General features: G+C 46.4%; 19 protein-coding genes and 1 tRNA gene. 9 read left to right on the forward strand and 11 right to left on the reverse strand.

Annotation, left to right across the window (positions count from 1 at the left end; all coding sequences use genetic code 11):
• Together K2Q26_03810 and K2Q26_03815 are read right to left on the reverse strand one after the other, a co-directional pair.
• A complete protein-coding gene (locus K2Q26_03810; GenBank protein MBY0314619.1) occupies positions 1-1,053 on the reverse strand; it encodes an RNA polymerase factor sigma-32 in 1,053 nt (350 codons plus the stop codon).
• Positions 1,054-1,058: 5 nt separating this feature from the next.
• The gene (locus tag K2Q26_03815; GenBank protein ID MBY0314620.1) at positions 1,059-1,364 is read right to left on the reverse strand and encodes a polyhydroxyalkanoic acid system family protein; all 306 of its coding nucleotides are present in this window, start codon (positions 1,362-1,364) and stop codon (positions 1,059-1,061) included.
• A gap of 138 nt (positions 1,365-1,502) precedes the next feature.
• Here K2Q26_03815 and aspS point away from each other — a divergent pair, with 138 nt between their 5' ends.
• A complete protein-coding gene (gene aspS / locus K2Q26_03820) occupies positions 1,503-3,299 on the forward strand; it encodes an aspartate--tRNA ligase (protein MBY0314621.1) in 1,797 nt (598 codons plus the stop codon).
• A 76-nt stretch (positions 3,300-3,375) separates the two neighbouring features.
• Here the strand turns inward: aspS and tadA (K2Q26_03825) are convergent, their stop codons facing one another.
• Positions 3,376-4,425, reverse strand: a complete 1,050-nt coding sequence (gene tadA / locus K2Q26_03825; GenBank protein MBY0314622.1) for a Flp pilus assembly complex ATPase component TadA — start codon at positions 4,423-4,425, stop codon at positions 3,376-3,378.
• A 102-nt stretch (positions 4,426-4,527) separates the two neighbouring features.
• Here tadA (K2Q26_03825) and K2Q26_03830 point away from each other — a divergent pair, with 102 nt between their 5' ends.
• Together K2Q26_03830 and K2Q26_03835 are read left to right on the forward strand one after the other, a co-directional pair.
• Positions 4,528-5,187: a hypothetical protein gene (locus K2Q26_03830; protein ID MBY0314623.1), complete on the forward strand. Its 660-nt coding sequence runs from the start codon at positions 4,528-4,530 to the stop codon at positions 5,185-5,187.
• Between the two features lie 104 nt (positions 5,188-5,291).
• Entirely contained in the window at positions 5,292-5,732 is a 441-nt protein-coding gene (locus K2Q26_03835; GenBank protein ID MBY0314624.1) for a hypothetical protein, read from the forward strand.
• Between the two features lie 49 nt (positions 5,733-5,781).
• Here K2Q26_03835 and tadA (K2Q26_03840) read toward each other — a convergent pair whose 3' ends face one another.
• The 3 genes from tadA (K2Q26_03840) to K2Q26_03850 all read right to left on the reverse strand — a co-directional run bounded on the left by tadA (K2Q26_03840) (position 5,782) and on the right by K2Q26_03850 (position 9,359).
• A complete protein-coding gene (gene tadA, locus K2Q26_03840) occupies positions 5,782-6,867 on the reverse strand; it encodes a Flp pilus assembly complex ATPase component TadA (GenBank protein ID MBY0314625.1) in 1,086 nt (361 codons plus the stop codon).
• 2 nt (positions 6,868-6,869) lie between these two features.
• Entirely contained in the window at positions 6,870-8,102 is a 1,233-nt protein-coding gene (locus K2Q26_03845; GenBank protein MBY0314626.1) for a type II and III secretion system protein, read from the reverse strand.
• A gap of 183 nt (positions 8,103-8,285) precedes the next feature.
• The gene (locus K2Q26_03850) at positions 8,286-9,359 is read right to left on the reverse strand and encodes a hybrid sensor histidine kinase/response regulator (GenBank protein ID MBY0314627.1); all 1,074 of its coding nucleotides are present in this window, start codon (positions 9,357-9,359) and stop codon (positions 8,286-8,288) included.
• Positions 9,360-9,482: 123 nt separating this feature from the next.
• Between K2Q26_03850 and K2Q26_03855 the strand changes: the two genes are divergently transcribed.
• The gene (locus K2Q26_03855; protein MBY0314628.1) at positions 9,483-11,267 is read left to right on the forward strand and encodes a hypothetical protein; all 1,785 of its coding nucleotides are present in this window, start codon (positions 9,483-9,485) and stop codon (positions 11,265-11,267) included.
• A 19-nt stretch (positions 11,268-11,286) separates the two neighbouring features.
• On the opposite strand, the gene K2Q26_03860 is transcribed toward K2Q26_03855, so the two are convergent.
• The 5 genes from K2Q26_03860 to K2Q26_03880 all read right to left on the reverse strand — a co-directional run bounded on the left by K2Q26_03860 (position 11,287) and on the right by K2Q26_03880 (position 14,729).
• Positions 11,287-12,294: a hypothetical protein gene (locus K2Q26_03860; protein ID MBY0314629.1), complete on the reverse strand. Its 1,008-nt coding sequence runs from the start codon at positions 12,292-12,294 to the stop codon at positions 11,287-11,289.
• Between the two features lie 143 nt (positions 12,295-12,437).
• Positions 12,438-12,950 carry a hypothetical protein gene (locus K2Q26_03865; protein MBY0314630.1) on the reverse strand — a complete coding sequence of 171 codons (513 nt, stop codon included), beginning with the start codon at positions 12,948-12,950 and terminating at the stop codon, positions 12,438-12,440.
• Positions 12,951-13,049: 99 nt separating this feature from the next.
• The gene (locus K2Q26_03870) at positions 13,050-13,688 is read right to left on the reverse strand and encodes a hypothetical protein (GenBank protein ID MBY0314631.1); all 639 of its coding nucleotides are present in this window, start codon (positions 13,686-13,688) and stop codon (positions 13,050-13,052) included.
• 462 nt (positions 13,689-14,150) lie between these two features.
• Positions 14,151-14,417 carry a hypothetical protein gene (locus tag K2Q26_03875; protein ID MBY0314632.1) on the reverse strand — a complete coding sequence of 89 codons (267 nt, stop codon included), beginning with the start codon at positions 14,415-14,417 and terminating at the stop codon, positions 14,151-14,153.
• Positions 14,418-14,513: 96 nt separating this feature from the next.
• Positions 14,514-14,729 (reverse strand): hypothetical protein, encoded by a 216-nt coding sequence (locus K2Q26_03880; GenBank protein ID MBY0314633.1) that lies wholly within the window; start codon positions 14,727-14,729, stop codon positions 14,514-14,516.
• 101 nt (positions 14,730-14,830) lie between these two features.
• Here K2Q26_03880 and folD point away from each other — a divergent pair, with 101 nt between their 5' ends.
• From folD to K2Q26_03905, 5 genes are all read left to right on the forward strand, one after another.
• Complete coding sequence (folD, locus tag K2Q26_03885; GenBank protein MBY0314634.1) at positions 14,831-15,682, forward strand: bifunctional methylenetetrahydrofolate dehydrogenase/methenyltetrahydrofolate cyclohydrolase FolD; 852 nt, start codon at positions 14,831-14,833, stop codon at positions 15,680-15,682.
• A gap of 9 nt (positions 15,683-15,691) precedes the next feature.
• The gene (gene gcvT / locus K2Q26_03890) at positions 15,692-16,786 is read left to right on the forward strand and encodes a glycine cleavage system aminomethyltransferase GcvT (protein MBY0314635.1); all 1,095 of its coding nucleotides are present in this window, start codon (positions 15,692-15,694) and stop codon (positions 16,784-16,786) included.
• A complete protein-coding gene (gene gcvH, locus K2Q26_03895; protein ID MBY0314636.1) occupies positions 16,786-17,184 on the forward strand; it encodes a glycine cleavage system protein GcvH in 399 nt (132 codons plus the stop codon). Before gcvT ends, gcvH begins: the two co-directional genes overlap by 1 nt.
• A 7-nt stretch (positions 17,185-17,191) precedes the next feature.
• A tRNA-Leu gene (locus K2Q26_03900) sits at positions 17,192-17,275 on the forward strand.
• Positions 17,276-17,661: 386 nt separating this feature from the next.
• A complete protein-coding gene (locus K2Q26_03905) occupies positions 17,662-19,341 on the forward strand; it encodes a recombinase family protein (GenBank protein MBY0314637.1) in 1,680 nt (559 codons plus the stop codon).
• Positions 19,342-19,378 lie beyond the last annotated feature (37 nt).

Here is a 19,378-nt window from a genome sequence, read left to right on the forward strand (position 1 = left end):
TTATTCAGGTTTAAGAGTCGCACTGACGGCGTCTTTGATTTTTTTCATTAAGCGCGCTTCCATTTGGCGTACGGCTTCGCGAGTGACGCCCCATTTTTCACCGATGTCTTGCAGGGTGATGGGATTATCGGAGAGTAAGCGCTCGTCTAAAAGATAAAGTTCTTTCTTGTTGAGTTGAGGCCGAAGATCTCCCAACTTTTGATCGAGGACTTTGAGTGATTCGCGATGAGCGATCTGCTCGTCAACCCCTGTCTCGTTGGTCGCTTCCATATCCAGTCGAATGGATTCGCCGTCTTCGCTCACCGGAGCGTCTAAGCTCACATCACGGCCCGACATGCGCTCTTCCATCATCTTGACGTCGCTTTCGGGAACGCCAAGCCGCGCGCTCAAAAGTGCGACATCGCCACCTTGGCCAATTTGATCCAAATTTTGTTTTTCTTTTTGTAGATGATAGTAGAGTTTGCGCTGATTTTGAGTGGTTCCAATGCGAACGACTGAATGTTGGCGCATCAGATACTCTTGAATGTAACCACGAATCCACCACACCGCATAGGTGATCAAGCGCACGCCTTTATACGGATTGAACTCCTTTACTGCATGCATAAGACCCACGTTACCTTCTTGAATGATATCGATCAGGCGATTTCCAAACTTTGCATATTCCGCCGCCACTTTGACGACAAATCGAAGGTTCGAGGTCACAAGAATTTCAGCATCATTCGGATCCTTCGTTTGAAAATAGCGAAGGGCGATCTCGTTCTCCTGCTCGCGAGTGAGCAAAGGGTACTTGTTCACGTTGGCGAGATAAACGGTGAGAGCGTCCGACGCGACAGGGGTCAATTCGCTGGAGCCTTTCAGGGCTCGAGACGAATCAACGATTTCGGCTTGAACGACCTTCGCTTCTTTTTTAGGAGCTTTGGTCATTAACGTAGAGATTTTTTTCTTGGGGGCTGACTTTGGTTTTGCCTTAGTCTTAACGGAAGAAGACTTAGCCTTCTTGGGCGCCGCTTTGGGAGTGGCTTTTTTGACCGTTTTCTTTGTCTTTTTCGCCATCGAGCTTAGGCCAAAAGTTTATTGAGCTTGTGTTCGATGGTGGATTTAATCTGTCCTTTGAACATTCCCATCAGCATCGGGAGATCGACTTCGATACTCACATTGCTGTTAGAGCCCTGGGGAGACACTTTAAGATCAGCGGAAAACTGCTTTCCTTTGGCGGCGGCGCTGAGTTTGGCGTCGTCAAAGGTGCAGGTCATAGAGGAGTCCATTTTTTTAAGGTCACTGCCTTCACCAAAAAGGCCCTGAATTCTTTTGTAAGTTTCTTCGGCGGAATACTTGGAATTTACATCGACATTTACTTTGGGCATGTGAACCTTCCTTGCTCGGATTAAAACTAGTCTCTTACCTATTTTTTGTCATAATAGGGCGTGTCAATACGAGTCCAGGACTACATGATTTTCCAATACAAATGTAGAACAAAAGGATTGTACATTTGAGAGGGATCCATGGAATTTGTAAAAAGTAAAAAAAGAACTCATTATTGTGGCGACTTGCGAGAGAGTCATCAGTCTTCCAATGTCGTATTAATGGGCTGGGTGGATTCCCGCCGTGATCATGGCGGACTCGTCTTTATCGATCTGCGAGATCGCACGGGTCTTGTCCAGGTGGTTCTGGATCCTCAAAACGAAAAAATGTCGATGTCGAAAGACATGCGGGGGGAATATGTTGTTGCTTTAGAAGGCACAGTAAAGACTCGCCCCGAGGGCATGAAAAATCCTAAACTCGCCACTGGAGGTATTGAAGTCGTCGCGACAGAATGCACGATTTTATCTCGAGCGCAGGCGCTTCCCTTCCACTTGAATGACGATTCCGTCAGTGAAGCCGTTCGTTTAAAATACCGTTACATCGACTTGCGCTCAGAGGCTTTGCAAAAAAATATCATCAAGCGCCACCATGTGATGCAGAAAGTTCGCAACTTTTTGGCGGGAAACAATTTCTTAGAGATCGAAACGCCCATTTTATATAAGAGCACTCCCGAGGGCGCACGGGATTATCTCGTTCCCTCGCGCGTGAATCAGGGAATGTTCTACGCCCTTCCTCAAAGCCCGCAGACACTCAAGCAGCTTTTGATGATCAGTGGTTTTGATCGTTACTTCCAAATTGCACGCTGTTTCCGTGACGAAGATTTGCGTGCCGATCGTCAGCCTGAATTCAGTCAGATCGATATCGAGATGAGTTTTGTCGATACCGATGATATTCGCAAAGTGAACGAGCAACTCCTTCGCGAGATTTGGAAAGAATTCCGTGGTGTAGAGATTCCTCCTGTCCCCACATTGACCTATGACGAAGTGATGTCGAAGTACGGCTCTGACAAGCCCGATCTTCGTAACCCTATGGAAATTAAATGCGTTGCCGATTTGGTTAAAGGTGTTCCATTTAAAGTATTCTCCGATGTGACCGAACGTGGCGGCGCGATTCGAGGATTTGGTATTCCGGTGAAGGAAGAGATCTCTCGCTCGCAAATCGATAAATGGACTCAGTTGTCCAAAGACAATCACGCTAAAGGTTTAATCTGGATTCGTAAAGACGCCGATGGAACTTTCCATTCTCCCGTAAATAAATTTTTAGATCAGAAGGTTCTTCAATCGATCTATGACCGCTTGTGCCCGAATGATTATGGTCGCATGGCTTTAATCATCGCCGATGATTATAAAAATGCGTGCTCGGCCCTTGGTGCTTTACGCTCTCATGTGGGTCGCCAATTTAATCTCATCGATAAAAAAGCAGATAAGTTTTGTTGGGTCGTGGATTTCCCACTTCTTGAGTATGATGCGACAGAGAAGCGCTGGGTGGCTTGTCACCATCCGTTCACGCAACCGAAGGACGAGCACATCGAAATGATGATGAAGGGCGATAACGAGAGCCTCACGAAGGTTCAAGCCAAGGCTTACGATCTTGTGTGTAACGGCGAAGAGATCGCCGGCGGAAGTATTCGTATTCACAATTCCGAAGTGCAAAGTCTTATGTTTAAAGCTCTTGGTCTTACGCCAGAACAAGCCAAAGAAAAATTCGGCTATTTTATCGATGCTCTCAATTACGGAACTCCTCCGCACGGTGGAATTGCGTGGGGCCTTGATCGCTTAGTCACAATCCTCTGCAACACAGATGCGATTCGCGATGTGATTGCTTTTCCTAAAACAGCGAAAGCGACCTGTATGATGTCCGACACTCCAAGTACGGTGGATCGTCATCAGTTGTTAGATCTTGGAATTAGAGTCGTGACTAAGGACTCTAAGGAATAGTTTGCCGCATTTTGTGGGGTTGGTAATGAGCGGACACTTTTACCGCTCAAACTGGCAAGGGGCGCCCCGCTTCGCTTTAGGAAGCTTTTTTAAATTGAAAATTGGGGTTGAAGAAATCTTGTGGGATTTTGATGCCCTTTTCTTCCATGGCTTGGACGTTTTTGGGAACGTAACCTGTGGATTCAAGTTTTCCGCTCTTTGAGAGTTGAAAAACGGGAGCTCGGGTGATGACGTCTTCTTCCATTCCTGTAATTTCTAAAATCTCCGAGATCACTCGTCGTCCGCCCGTGACGCGTTTGAGTTGAACGATGTAATCAACGGTGTCGGCAATTTGTCGTCGGACCGTTTTTAACGGAACGTCGAAGCCCACCATGTGGAGGAGATTTTCGAGCCGGGTGAGGCAATCCAGCGAAGAGTTGGCGTGAATGGAGGTCATCGAGCCCTCGTGGCCGGTGTTCATGGCCTGAAGCATATCAAAGGCCTCGTCCCTGCGGCATTCTCCAACGATGATGCGATCCGGACGCATGCGCAAAGAGTTGACGAGACAATCGCGCACGGTAACGGGATTGCCCTTATCTCTTACGGAAAGTAATTGAACCCAGTTTTTATGATGTAACCGTAATTCGGGAATATCCTCGATAGTAACAATGCGTTCGTCCTCGGAGATTTCGGAGGTCAGGGCTTGGAGGAATGTTGTTTTTCCAGATCCAGTTCCACCGGAGACGATGATGTTCGATTTCGCACGTACCACGAGACTCAAAAAGAAGGCTGCTTTGTCGCTGAGAGATTGCTTTTGCACTAAAGTTTCTAACCGGAACTTTTTATTTGAGAACTTTCGAAGGGTTAGACTTGGACCCAAAGGGTTCATCGGTGCAAGTACGATATTGTAGCGGCTTCCGTTGGGGAGCATTCCGTCGTAAAATAATTTTTCCTCTTGGAATTGTCCATCGGCCTGGACAATGGCCTTCACATAGTCGACGAATTCCTGGCGACTATTAAAACGGGTGGCGGTGAGAGCCACAGAGCCATCACGCTCGACAAAAACTTGATCGTACGAATTCACCATGATTTCCGTGATGAAGGGATCTTCCATTAAATGCTGAAGAGGATTTATCTGTATCGACACGACTATTTATCGGCAATGGCGGTGAAAAAGTGAACTCTTTGCCGTAGGTCGGGCTGGCGGTTCGTGATTTGATTTTCCGAGAGAAAAACCGATAAGTCCCCTATGAGAATTCTTTTAATCTCAATACTGGCGCTGGTCTTAGCGGGATGTAAGATCGATCAGGACGGTCACATCGGCCAAGATGGACGTATAGAGCTCACCCAGCCTCCCGAGGATTTTGGGCCGTCTCAAATTGAGAAAGTGTATTTCTCGGTTGTGGCCGGGGAGGCGAGAGCGATGACTGGAGTTGCGAGCGCGTCCTCATTTTCCTTAGGAGTCGTTAAGTCCGAAATCCACCAAGGAACGGAGTTTAAGGCCGAGATTTTTTTAAGTCCGCGAGATCGAATTGGAGTTCGTCGCATCGAAGTTACGACGGATGATGGGACTTCTCGGATCGACGCTCCCTGTGATTCTGGATACTGTGCTTTGGATATCAGTGCACTTCTCGAAGAGCAGAGTTGTGGTGACGAAACATTTGTGGCGCTGACCCATTCCGACGATGTCTTTTTTGTTGTCCACAAAACAGATGAATCAACGCAAGAGTTCACTTTTCATTTCGAACCGCTGTGTGAGGCGACGGTGGCTAAAACGCGTATCGGCGAGCGAAACATTGCGTCCGTGCAAGACCTTAGACCATGGTTATCAACAATCTTCGTCAGCATCCTCATTTCCGTTTGTGTTTTAATCTTTATTTTTCGTCGATTCAGATCTCCTAAACCCTAGTCCTGGATGATAAAGAGACAGTTCTATCCCTTGGTCTCGTTCATTTTGAGACAGCTCTCTCCGATAAATTCTACGAGACAACACGATGTTGTTGAGGAGGAACCATGGATAAGGTTTCAGGAAATCTAGGATACCCAGTAGTGATTTTATCGCCATCGTCTGAGCCAATGAGCTCCCGTGGGAATTGGGAAAGAGGCTCGGGAATCACCGGGCACCATTCATCTGTCAGTAAAGCGTTAGATGCCCATCGTATGCAAAGAGATGAGCGCAATACACGATCGGCTCGTCATGGGGGCGTCGCGATCTTTAACGATGAGCAAAGTGGTTTTGATCCGAATGCTTCAGTTTACATCAACAGCAGTACAAGTAATCCGTCGGCAGTGAATGAAGTCGAAGAATTAGACTTTATGTCCAACAGAATGATCGAGCCGCCAACAAGCATGGCGAAGATGGCCTCTGTCGAGAGTTTTAAGAGTCTCGAGCAGGAAAGACCTCTCCTCGGTGAACCTGTCCCTAAAGGCTCTTACTTAGATATCGAAGCGTAAACAAAAAAATAACAGGCTGGCGTATCACCAGCTTGAGACCATTTATTTTCTAAATCCGTTCCACGGTAAAACCAAAGTGCTCCTGACTTGAGATCCTGTAAACTCCAGCCAGGTGCCATCGACCCTTTTCTTTTTGGGTGATGACCAAGCCATCCACGCAAAAATAAATCAGACGACGAATAGCATCCAAACTCCATTCGGGCGCTCCCATCTGAATGAGCATCTCAAGACGGAGCAAGGCCTGCTCGGCGTTTTCTGCATGCAAGCTTGTCAGTGATCCCTTATGTCCCGTGGACAGCGCCATGAGAAGATCCTTAGCCTCACCACCGCGAACTTCTCCCACCACAAGTCGATCGGGGCGCATACGGAGAGCTTGCTTTACAAGGTCCGTTTGGGTGATTTCTGGAAGCAGCAGCTGTGCATCGCTCCGGGTGAGAAGGGAGGCGCTAAAGGCATTGGGGAGTCGGAGCTCGGCCGTATCCTCAATGCTCACCCATCGATGGTCTTGGGCCTCATTCATAAGCGCATTAATCAGAGTGGTTTTTCCGCTTCCTGTATTGCCCACCACAATGAGGTTCTTTTTGTCATTGATAAGTTGGCTCAACTTATTTTTTTCCTCCGTTGTGCACCACCCTTTGTGGCAGAGCGACTCCAGCGAGATGACATTCTGCTTTTGTTTCCTAAGGGTTACCATATGAGTTGGGCTCACGGGAGGAGAGCTTAAGTGTACCCGAAATCCTTGCCAGACTCCATTGGCAAAGGGAACGCTAATGTTTGTTTGGATTTGGGCTTCGTCGCAGAGGCGATGAATAAAGTTGATATAGGTATGATCGGTTAAAAAGGTATCTGTGAATTTCTTAAACTCACCCCACTTCTCATACCAGATTTGATCTTTCGAGATGATCATGATCTCGGTAATGTCTTCATCAGATAACAACGGTTTCAGTGGGCCTTCGTAGAGGATTTCGCTTTGAATACGTTGCTTTTGCTCGTCTGGAAGCTGCTCCGTGTGCCGTTGAATGGATTGGAGGATTTGATCTCGATCTTGAGGATATTGAATGGCGAAGTCCTCTTGCTGGCGGTGGGCTTCGGCAATACTTTGCGAAATGGATCCAATGACGTTTTCGAGTTTCATATTTAATAGATGATTTTAGGGGTTACAAAGAAAAAGAGTTCCGACTGATTATTTTTAAATTCTTCGCTCCCAAAAATTTTATTAAGAATAGGAATTTGCGTGATGCCAGGGAAGCCCTGATGACTTCGCCCCCATTCTTCTTTAATCAGTCCCGAAAGTGCGATGGTTTTACTTTCGTTGAGATGAAAGCGACTCGTGATTCGATTGATTAATAGTCCGGGGATTCCGTCGATCTTGACCGATTCATCAATCATCGAAACTTCACACTCCAGTTCGATCGTCATTTTACCGGAGTAATCGGCCACGGGCTTAATCTTGAGGACAATTCCGTACTTTTTCCATTCGACCTGAGCCGCAAAACGCGATGAGACTTTAATGGGCATCTCGCCGCCCGAATGAAAGGTTGCGGATTCCCCGGATTTTGCAATCAGAGTGGGGGAGGCGAGCACGCGCCCGAGCCCTCTCTGCTCAAATGCTTTGATATTTACAAATAAACTTTGCGAATCGAAAGCGAGGCTCGGGACTAAGTTGGCTTTCACTTCGGCCGGCCAATCGAGCCCCAGTTTTTGAATATGGTTACGACGAATTTCGGTGGCGAGAATATTGACTTCGATCATGGGGGCCGAATTGAGAGCATAGGGTGATTGTCCCACGTAGATTCCTAGCGGAGCTAACAACTTTCTGTACTCAGAGATATGATTCTTATGAGTTTCCGCGAGGGTGACTTGCCATATTGGCGAGACCGTCAGCGAACTGTACGGAAGATTGCTCTTTTGCGTGAGATCTCGCAGGTAACGGTTGATTTTGTCGGTCACCTCAAAATCCACTTTTGCTTTAATAAAATAGGGGCCTTTGTGGAGTTGAAGATCTTTTAACTCGAGCCAGTCGAGAAAGGTGAGGATTTTTCCACCAATTTCAATTTTTTGATCGACCACTTCGACGAGGGGGCCGACTTTTCCTTTTTGCCATTCTCGGAGCTTAAGAAAGGTGTCGTAGGAGTCTTTGTCGATCACGGAAATGTTGTAATTCTGAAAAGACGTTTTAATTCGTGTTTCACCTTTTTTAACAGCAACCACTTTGAGTTTGGACCCGCGATCATTCGCTTTGATGATTCCGCGAGTTTCGATTTCGATGGTTCCGCCGCGAGAGATGGAAAGCTCGCGGCTTTGGCCAGGGTACATGACTTGTTGGTCTTCGAGGGCAAAAGCGAATGAAAGGAGAAGTGTAAGTATCATGTCACCTAAGGCTGCAAAAACCTCCGGACAAAATAAGCCGAAATATCCCCGATCTACCCAAATCCGTCCGGCCGCCAACCCCTCTGTCCGGCAGGTGCGCCGATACTTTTTGAGAACCACTGCATCATACCGTGTATGATGCAGTGGTTCTCAAAAAGTATCGGCGCACCTGCCGGACGTATCTTAGAGCTCTATGGTGACGGTGAAGATTTTGTTTTTGTATTGGATGTCCATGTGGCCGTGGAGATACTGGACAAGGACTCGGACGACAGTGAGGCCGAGGCCTGCACCTTTGGTGTGATTCATGATGTTTTCGTTCTTGGTGAAGGCTTCGCCGAGGGTGTTGGGGTCCGCAGGTGGCTCTTTGGCGGCCGTATTCTTGATGACGAAAACGGTTTTGCCATTTTGGGCGCGGGTGCTGATTTCGATCGGTTCGTCTTTCACCGCAAATTGCACGCAATTGGCAAAGATTCTTAAAAAGAGATCATCGAAGACTTTTTGAGAGGATTTGATCTGCGTCACTTGCAGATCAACTTTAGGACGCAAGTTCTTGTCCTTATCGATCGCCACTCGCCAAAGTTTATCGAAGCTCGCTTTAATATCGATCTCTTCTGAGATGACCGGCTTGGACTGAGCCTCAAAGCGGGTGATCATTAAAATATCATCGATGAGTTTTTTAAGTCTTTGCGTATTGGCTTCGATATGCTTGAGGTAAAGTTTTTGCTCTTCGTTTTTAAGATCTTCTTTGAGCAAGTCTGTAAAGCTAATCATCCCGGCAAGGGGAGTCCGAAGCTCATGACTGACCATCAACATAAAATTGTTTTTAAGTTGATCTAAACTTTGTAAGGCAATATTTTTTTTCTTCACTTCGTTTTTAAGTTCGAAAGTCTCAATCGCTTTTTGGAGATTCAGTAAAAGCTCCTGCGGATCCCAAGGCTTAGTAATGTAGCGGTAGATTTGCCCATCGTTAATCGCTGCAATGACGGATTCGAGATCGGTGTATCCCGTGAGCAGGATGCGAATCGAATCGGGTGAGACGTCCATCGATTTTTTTAAAAGCTCAACGCCCGTCATTGTGGGCATTCGTTGGTCACTGATAATAAGAGCCGGTTGATGTTTTTCGATCAGAGAGATCGCGTCGACCGGATTGACCGTTGTGATCACCTGAAACTGTTTGCGAAGAAGCCGCTCGAGCGCCTGGTTGTTGTGCTCTTCATCATCGATGCAAATGATCGTGTGCGTGGGTGTTTCAGACATGTCATTTTAATCTAGGTCATAAGTCCTAGAATGGGTAGCCAAGCTAGACGTTGGCCGTGGTAATTAAAGTTAAGTGGGAATTCTGGCGACAACTCTATGGATTCTTAAAACTTGAGGGTATCTATGAGACTCTATGTACTAATTTTGATGTTGTTCTTATCGTCTGAAGGCCATGCCTATTACGGCAATATCTCTGGCGAAACTTGTCCTTATCGACCGCAGCAGTATCAACCGCCTCAGTCGGACTACACACACGCCGCGCAAGTTCAGGCTCGTGAGCTGGATCAAAGACGCTTGCAGTTAGAGCTGCAATTGAATCAAGTGAGTAGAGAACTCCTTCTCGCGCAAAATCACGCTCGTCGTTACTTTAGAAATCCTTGGGCCGAAACAATTCTCGCTCACATGGATAACGGATTTGATTGTTGCTCTCAACGCACCTATTCGCAACTCTTCGAAGAAAAAAGTCGTATGCCCGCAGGTGATCCAAGCTACGTCCCTCCAGCCCATCAGGATACGGAAGTCGTAACTCCGGCAGCGCCTTATCAAGAGGAAGAGCCGCCACCGCCTCCACCTCGACCGGTGCGCCCGGTGGCTGTGACGCCCCCTGTGCCGCCACCAGCTCCGATTCATGAACCTCAGTACCAACCGGCTCGACCTCATGCCGATTCTTGCTATGGACAAGATCCGCAGTATTGCCAAAATGATTGGGGTCAAGAGACTCATCCCGAATCTGGCGGACAACATTGTTTACAAACTGGGTTTGCGGCCACTCCGGCCTGGTATCACATGGCTTGCCGACCTGGTGGTCAAATTGATCCTCGCGTCTGTAGTGATCGTCGAGTGACCACATCTCCTCACGAACAACAGGCTTGTTTCCAAATGTTGCAAGTTTATCAACAGTTGTCTTTACGAAAGCGTCATCTGGCGAGTCAAATTGCCGGTCTTCGTTCACAAATTCAAATTTATTCACAACCGAATCGTCCGCACGCTCCTCATTACGGAACGTTAGCGCACGACACTGAATCCCAGTATGGCGCTCATGCTTCCACTGAAGCTGTGAGTGGAAGTGGACTCTTAAATGTTCTCGGAGCCGTTTTAGGTGGATTCGCATCATCGTACGCCAATAACCAAATTTATCAGCCTCAACCTCATTACCGACCTTTCCCTGGTCCCTCGTTACCAAGTCGTCCAATTCCTGGAGGCCCAATTCCTGGTCGTCTTCCGGGACGAGTGATTGGTGTAAGACCTATAAGTCCTTCACCCGTTCCTTACTACGGACCAAACTATGGATATCCCTATTCGAATGCGGGTCGCTACGGCGCAATCGTTCCGGGAACGACCGGAGCTTTCGGATGCTCTACCGGGAACAACACTGGTTTTAGTTTAATTGGTCAGTTGCTCGGACAATTCTTACTTAGAAATAACAATCGCGGTCCCTTTGTCGGTTACCGGCCTTACGCACAATTCAATTCTCTTTACGGGAATCGATTGCCAGGACAACCCATTCAATCTTTCCGTGGAGTGCCACCACCCTATCGTCCTGGTGGAATTTACCCCGGAATTGGTCCGGCAATTCCGGGCGGTGTGATTACCCCTCGTCAATACATCTCTCAGCCGACGGTGTTTGGCCCTGGGTATAATCAATGGAACAACAGTACTGCGTTCCTAAGACAACCGGCTCCTAACTTTTTTAATAGTCAATACGCCTACCAACCTCAACAGCAGGTCTACCGACCATCAGTGCCGGGACGTGTGGTGGGAGTAACTCCGATTTACTCGGCCGCTCCGCAAATCTATCGCCAGGATTACTATCAGCCTCAGAGTAGTGGTGGTCTTGCTGGAGTTCTCTCCGCCATGTTTGGCGGAACAGCGGGTGGCTCGAATATCTATATGAATTTTGATTTCTAGACACTTTATGGCGCGGCTCTTAAGGAGCCGCTGCAGGCTCTGGTGTAAATGTCGCCGTCGGTGATGAAGAATTGTCTTTCCCTTTATTCAGATGAGCAATAAGGATCGCAGAAGCGATGACCGAGGCTCCCACCCACAAGTAATTCCGTTGAATCCAATTCTTACGACGAGGAAGTGATCCCTCGGTGGCAAACTCGGCCTGATGTCGTTTTAGAACTTCTTCAGAAAAGCTAGGGGTGTCTGAATTTTGTGGCGAAAGATCGACGATACAATTTTTATTAAAATAAATTTTTAACGGTGCAGAAATGGCTCTCAATTCATTGGCCAGGGTGTACTTTTCACAATTGCCTCTCACCCAAGGTTCCGGGTTGAGGTTTAATTTTTCGAGCTCTGTCAAGGTGACTACGAGAGTTTCGTTTTTAAAACTATCGGAAACCAGAGTAAATCGGGCTCGCAAAGGGAGAGCTTCTATAAATTGAGCGTGAGAGGAGATCACTTTTCCGTTTCGCAGGACCGAGCCATATTTTCGTAGAAGTGGCGGGATGATGATTTGAATTTTACCCACCTGAGCTTGGATCTTTTGGAATAACTCTACCACTGGAGGCGGAATGAGCTGAGTGTCAGGCTGGAGAGTCTCGTCAAAACCGAGGGCCTCGGTGAGCAGTCGAATCTGCTCGGGTTCAGATTCACTCATTTGCGTGAGGCGCATGTAAGCGTAGTGAATCGCTTGTCGTTCCTCGGCTGTCCAGTCGCAACTCCATTTGATCTCCGTGATTTTGCGGAAAATATTCTGGGACCGCTTGAGTGAACCATTTAAAAAATGAAACTGAGCCTCTTTGAGCTGATCCCGCAAAAAATCAGACTGAGAGCATTGCCTTTGCCACTGCGAAATTGGAGTGCTTTCCTGAAGTTGAGTATGGACCTGAAATTCTTGAAGATCCACCGGGGGTGCTTTGACGATAACAGATTTGACCGGCTCTTGGGCTCCGGAAAATTTTATAAAAAAAACAAAAATCCAAACCAACATAAATCCTCCATTCACAGATCTATAACAAAGCCTGTGCCATTCGTATGGAAGGCAAAACGGCGACGAGCTGCAATTCCTTCCATTTGAGCGTAGCTCGCCGGGCTCTTTTACTTCAGTTGAGATTCATTTATTAGGATTAGGAATCACATATTAAAGCCAATACGGGATCGAGTTTTCTTTTTCTCTTTGGCAAACTCAGTTCCTCGAGATTTAGGATTTAGAACAGAAACCGTAAAAGGACCCGGGTATTTCATGATTTGGGGTACCTCACTAAAAGGGACAAGCACCGCAAAGTGCTGAGGGTTTTTAGGGGCTCGCATAATCTTAATTTTATAAGCGATCCTTTGTGGAACTGGAAGCGAGGGAGTGCTCACGGTAAATAGATCAACGACGCCAAAGTCTCCGAGGATGGCATCGAGACTTTCGATGTTGGCCACTTCGATAGGTACCAATGAAAACCCTTCCGGAATGTAAGTGTCCGCAGTTTCTTCTTCCAAAACAACAGTCGCAGGGATTTCCTTCGATGGGCTTGAAAATAGTTGAGAGACGATCGCGAGAATCGCCAGACCACAAAAAATACTGACATCGCGATGGTGCGTGAGCCAGGATTTTATGTTCTCCCATTTGCGCTGTAGTTTAACGATTTGATTTTTCATAATAACTCCTATTCCAACGGTAATGCTTCAGTTTATTTTTTAAGTCGGACTCATAGAGACTAAAAATCGAAATGAGCGACGCAAACACGGTTAAAAAAATTAGAATTTCGAAAAGAGCCTGTCCTTGCTGAGAACGGCGTACCATACTCCTCCTTCTTGTCGAGGTTGCGCTCCACAACTCTCGACCCACACTCCTAATTGCTTTGAAATTTTCCCGAGCCAAGGAGGTAAAAAATGTTTTGTATTCCAAGCCATGCGAAGATCCACTCTTTGTCTGATTTCGTAGTTGGGACTTCGTTGATACGTCGGAAGCGATTTTTCTCCAAGGTAGGTCAACTCTTGGACCTGCAACCGAGCGGAGGTGTGGGTTGCCACCGGCGCTGCCGGCGACGAGCTCCTCCAAGAGTCCTTCGCCGTTTTTGCAATTTGATGGATGTCGGTTTTAAAGCGAAAAATCTCCTGCCACGCGAGGCTTTCGCTACTCACGATGATCGCTTTCTGTAAGGTCCTTATGCCCACCATTTGCATCCGCACCAAATCTAACATGAGTTTGGCTGCGGCTTTGGCCATGGGACTCGGAGCGGTTTTCACAGCCAGCTCAAGCTTTTTCTTTTCGATGATTAAGGCTTTTACCGTTGGATTTAGTGCGACCAATTCGTCGGCGCCGGCGATGAGTTTTTCCTGGGCTCCCAGCGAGTGCTTTTCGCACGAGAGAAGAATGTGTTGCTTAGTCGCCAAGACCCAAAAGAAGCCAAATAGCGAAAGGGACACCAGGAGGATCAGCGGAAGTAAGGCACAAAGGGATATCAATACAAATCCTCTGTCGTTCTTTAGTCGATGATGATGTCTTGAGAGCGCAGCGGGAGAGAAATGCTCGAAGAGTATTTTTTTATAAAGGAATACTTCTTTAAGTTTAAAATTTGAATTTGGAGAGTGGCTGCGGCTGTAGCTCGTCTTTTGGTTTTCCATATTCGTATCACCGTAAAATTTGAAATTGGAATTGCTAAATTGAGTTTTTCTCGAAGTTCGCGTTGTCAATGAGCATCGGATTCGTTCCTCGCTAAACACATCGAAGCTTTGTACACCCAGTAATCCATCCATTGATGCGCAAATAAGAGATACAGTGATCCTAAAAGCATACCGATCATCAGGATAAAAAGGGGGAGGAGCAGGGTCGATTCGATGAGAGATTGTCCGCGCCTATTCATCATCTCCTCGGCCCTGGGATCGCGCGCCGTCAAAGAAATTTCCCATATCTCTTTTTTTAAAGTGTCTTTCAGTGACTGTTTCTACTTGGGCATCGGCGGCTCGGCTATTTTGTAAAGCTTGAGTCACTCGAGCAAACTTCGCTTGGACCGTTTGATTGAGAACTCGGAGAATGGCCATGGTTCCCACGGCCATAATGGCGACAATGACCAAATACTCGATAAGCCCCTGGCCGCGACGATTTTTTAAAAGACGAAACATAAAACCTCCGTTTTTTTTTGGAGGAATATGCAATCACCAGGTTCAAGGATTTCGAATTTTATTGTTGATCAGTGAAACGTGTCCGGAGCTCGGAAATTACTTCGGCTTCTTTTTGGTCTTATCTTTACGAACCACTAGAATTTTGTCGATGATTTCCAGGGCTTCGATACGAAGTTCGTTTTCGTAGATAAAGCGATAGAATCCTTCGATTTCTGGGCTTTGACGGAATTTTTTAAGAGATGTGGGAACCTCACCAACGGTAAAATCAATATTACCTTCGGAATTTACTTTTACTTTTTTATTGGCGCTCATTCACGTCTCCTGGATGCTTAATAACTATCGTCTCTCAGCGGCGGGGTCAAGCCTGGTTCTCGTTGTAAGATCTACGAATTTCTTCTATAAAACTAGGAATTATGAAGATTTTAGACGGCAAAGTGGTGGCCACTCACTACAAAGACAGACTTAAAAAAGAGATCTCTGATGCAGTAGCTAAGGGCGGGACTCCCGGCTTAGCCGTGGTTCTGATTGGCGACAATCCAGCAAGTCAGGTCTACGTTTCTCACAAAATCAAAGCGTGTGCGGAAGTGGGGATTCAAAGCTTCGAAATCAAAAAGCCGTCGACGGTGACCCAAGAGGAAGTGATTGGGGTTATACGCCAATTGAATAGCGATCCTAAAGTGCATGGGATCCTCGTCCAATTGCCACTTCCCAAGCATCTCGATGCCAATCGCATTATGCAGACGATTGATCCTCACAAGGATGTTGACGTCCTTACCTACACAAACATCGGTCGGCTCTACATGGGACGACAAAAAGTCGCTCCTTGCACGCCGTCGGGAGTGATCGAAATGTTGAAGTATTACAACTATCCGATCGCCGGCAAACATGCCGTTGTTATTGGTCGTAGCGAAATCGTGGGGAAGCCGATGGCCCTCTTGTTGATGCAGAATCATGCGACAGTGACCATCTGCCACTCGAAAACCAAAGATTTAAAGGCGGAGGTTTCTCGTGCGGACATCGTTGTGGTGGCGGCGGGGCAACCGCAATTTATTGGTCGCGAGTCTTTTAAGAAAGATTCGGTGGTGATCGATGTGGGTATTCATCGTCTGGATAACGGAAAGCTGTGCGGAGATGTCAACCCCGAGGGTTTAGACGTGGAAGCTTTGGCGCCAGTTCCTGGTGGAGTGGGTCCGATGACGATTACGATGCTTTTGCGCAATACTTTTGAACTTTATAAACATGGTCAACACCATCCTCACAAGTGAGTCCAATCTATGGAAGCTAAAAGAACTCCTCTCTATGATTTACATATTAAAGCCGGTGGCAAGATGGTCGATTTCGCCGGTTGGGAAATGCCCATTCAATACTCTGGAATTAAGGAAGAGCACCTCCACACGCGCACAAGTATCGGTGCCTTTGACGTCTCTCACATGGGAGAAATTTGGGTTCAGGGGCCTAAGTCCCTAGAGACTTTGCAATGGACCACGACCAATGATGTTTCGAAGCTGAAGTCGGGTGAAGCTCATTATTCTCTGTTTCCGAATGCCCAGGGAGGCATTGTGGACGATCTTATCGTTTATTGCCTAGAGCCGGGACTTAAGTATCTTTTGTGCGTGAATGCTTCGAACACGGATAAAGATTTTAAATTTTTGCAGGAGAATAACCGCGGCGCTGTTTTAGAGAACGCCTCCAGCCAGTGGGGGCAGATCGCGATTCAAGGCCCCAAGGCCATGGATCTTTTGGCAGAGTTGATTGGGCCGGACATTAAAGGCCTTGGCACCTTTAAGTTTATGGCTTGGTCCTTCGGCGGATCTCAATGCTATGTGGCAAGAACCGGCTACACCGGAGAAGATGGAGTCGAGATTTTTGTGCCTGCAAATCGGACGGCGGATTTATGGACGGAGCTGTTTAAAGTGGGTGGAGAACGGATCCAACCTATTGGACTTGCAGCTCGCGACACCTTGCGTACTGAAATGAAGTACTCTCTTTACGGAAATGAAATCAATGACAGCACAAATGCTTACGAAGCTGGCTTAGGATGGGTCGTAAAACCCAAAGAAAAAGACTTTTTGGGGAAGGACAAAATCCTGGCGTATAAAGAGGCGGGGCTTAAGAAAAAACTCGTCGGCCTAGAAATCACCGGCCGTGGAATTGCTCGTCCACATTACAAAGTGTTTTCCTTTGACAAGAAAGAAAGCGGAGAGGTAACTAGTGGAACTCTTTCACCAAGTTTGAACAAGGCGATTGCCATAGCTTGGGTTGAGAGTCGTGATGCGACTCCCGGGACCGATGTCTTTGTGCAAGTGAGAGAGAAAATGGTAGAGGCGAAAGTTGTGCCTACACCGTTTGTAAAGCCTGGAGGGCAATAATGGCTACGTTTTACGTTCCTGAAGAATACTACTACACTAAAGATCACGAGTGGGCTCAAGTTGACGAGAACATCGTTACCGTGGGTATCACGGAGTACGCACAAGATGCTTTAGGTGAAGTCGTGTATGTCGATCTTCCTGAAGAGGGTGCGAAAATCACTCAAGGTGAAGAGTTCGGCGTGGTTGAGAGCGTAAAAGCAGTGAGCGATTTAATTGCTCCTGTTTCTGGAACTGTGATCGAAGTGAATACAAGTCATCTCGAAGATCCAAGTTTAATTAACGACGATCCGATGAATGATGGCTGGCTCCTTCGCATCGAAATGGATTCAGAAAAAGAACTCGCGAACCTTATGCGTTCGCCTGAGTACAAAAAGTTAATTACTGACCTTAAAAAATAATTCTTAGGCCCGAGTGGTGGAATGGCAGACACGCTAGACTTAGGATCTAGTGCCGCAAGGTGTGCAGGTTCAAGTCCTGTCTCGGGTACCAACTATACTTTCAAGACACAAAAAATAAAAGCTTCGGAAAGACCTTCCGATGGCCCAGCTTTGTCACTTCACCGTTTTTTTGAACACTTTTCGTCACCTCAATTCACTCACTATCAATAGACCACAACAGTCCTTTAACTTAATTCATCGCATAAATATTCCCGATTGGCTGATTTCGGGCCCGATTAAATCGGGTGTACAGGACGCATTATTATCTAGTCATGAAGACAAGAAACCAAAAGAAGGAAAAGCGTGGTCGACCAAGACAATCGGTAGCGGAGATCGTTGTCCAAGCTACTATCGGTTCGACGAAATTAGCGGAGCACAAAAAACTTCTCATAAAACAAATCCTTCTAAGTCCAACACATGCTGTACCGGAGGTGTTTGATGATGCCGCTTAGAAGAAGAAGGCTCGTTGTCTACGTAAGAGTCTCATCCGACCAGCAAGCCGACGACATGACCATCGAGATACAAATAGAGAAACTAAAAGATCTTCTGACTATAATGGGAATTCTTAATGGCACAAACATGCAATACGAATTCGTACCATGTGATCCACTCAATCACTCGCCAGAAAATCCATCTTTCTTTATTGATAATGGATATAACTTTGAAACTTTTAGAGAAGATACCGCTTTCCACCACTTACAAGAGAACTTTATAAAGGCAGGGCGGGTCGATACCGTAATGGTGTTCAACATCAACCGACTCTTTAGGTCCGAAAATCTCGAAGTCGTTGGAAAGACTCTAGATCTTTTTAGAAAACATGAAGTCACAATCTTTTGCGACGGAAGTGAAAAACCAGCTGATATCGTTCTTACTTTGTTAGCTGCTATGGCCTCACAAGTAAAAACCGACGACTTAGCGAAGATGCATCTTGGAAAGCTTCGTGTTTGCAAGATGTCCGGCGCACCGCCATCAGGGCAAATAAAGCTCGGGTTTCAATGGCACAAGGAACCTAAACGTAGATATTGGGAACCAATCGAGGAGGAGCTTAGGATTGTACGCTGGATCGGCTGCCTCAGCGCGGGAATTGATGATGTAAACCTACCTGATAGTTTAAGAGCCAGCCTCGATAAACAAAAGCTTGGACTCAGCGATAAAGAAATCTGCGATTTGCTTGCAGCGAATGGCATAAACTTAAAATCGTACGTTTTACGTAAAGACAATGATCGCCTTCTGAGAAGCAACCCCATGGGAGCGATCCACGTGGACTGGGTAACAAGAATTTTAACTGACCCTACATATAATGGTCGAATGACATTTTACTTCCGCGACAGCAAAGATATTCGGCGCAAGGAACTCAAAGTTGAGCGAAGTGAAATCATACACCATTTGGACCGAAAAGTATTTGATGATGATGAATGGAAGCAGATTCAAGAACGACGAACTTTTCGATCTTGTTACGCTAGGAGAAACGTTAAAAACGAATATTTACTCAAAGACATGATCATTTGCAGCCACTGCGGAAAGCCCTACAGATGTAGTGTTAGTCGAAAAAATGGTAAAGCTGTAGGCAGCTATTACTATTGTAGTAGGAAGAGGTCCGCAGCAGAGGATGGACGATGTGTCTCACGCAAAAGCTTAAATACTCCGCTTATTGAAAACAAAATATGGGACGAGGTCGTTAAATACCTTATGGCGCCAGATCACTTAGAAGAAATCACCAAGGATGACAACACACTACTTATTGATCTTCTCCGCCGTCTTGATGCTAGTCGTATATCTCTCGAACGACGTCTAAATGAGTTTGAAGCGAAGATTTACAGAATAAATTCATTAATTGTAGACGGAGTGCTAACGCCAGATGATGGCAAAGCACAAAAAAAACGACTGGACTTAGAAAAACATGAACTCAAGAAAAAAATTAAAAATGAAACAAATGCAAAACAGCTACTGCTAAACAATCAGAAAGTAATTGATAAAAAATCATTACAGATACAGATAATTGACAGGATTGACTGTCTCAGCTTTGAGGAAAAACGCTCGTTAACTAAACAGATCGTAAAAAGCATAGTCTGCGATAAAAATTTGAATGTCAAAGTTGAATTTTTCTCGGCAAAGTGATGTACGAAATCCATTCGTATTAATTGTGGTTGTTTCT

The sequence above is a fragment of the Bdellovibrionales bacterium genome, from assembly GCA_019750295.1.
Taxonomy (GTDB): Bacteria; Bdellovibrionota; Bdellovibrionia; order Bdellovibrionales; family JAGQZY01; genus JAIEOS01.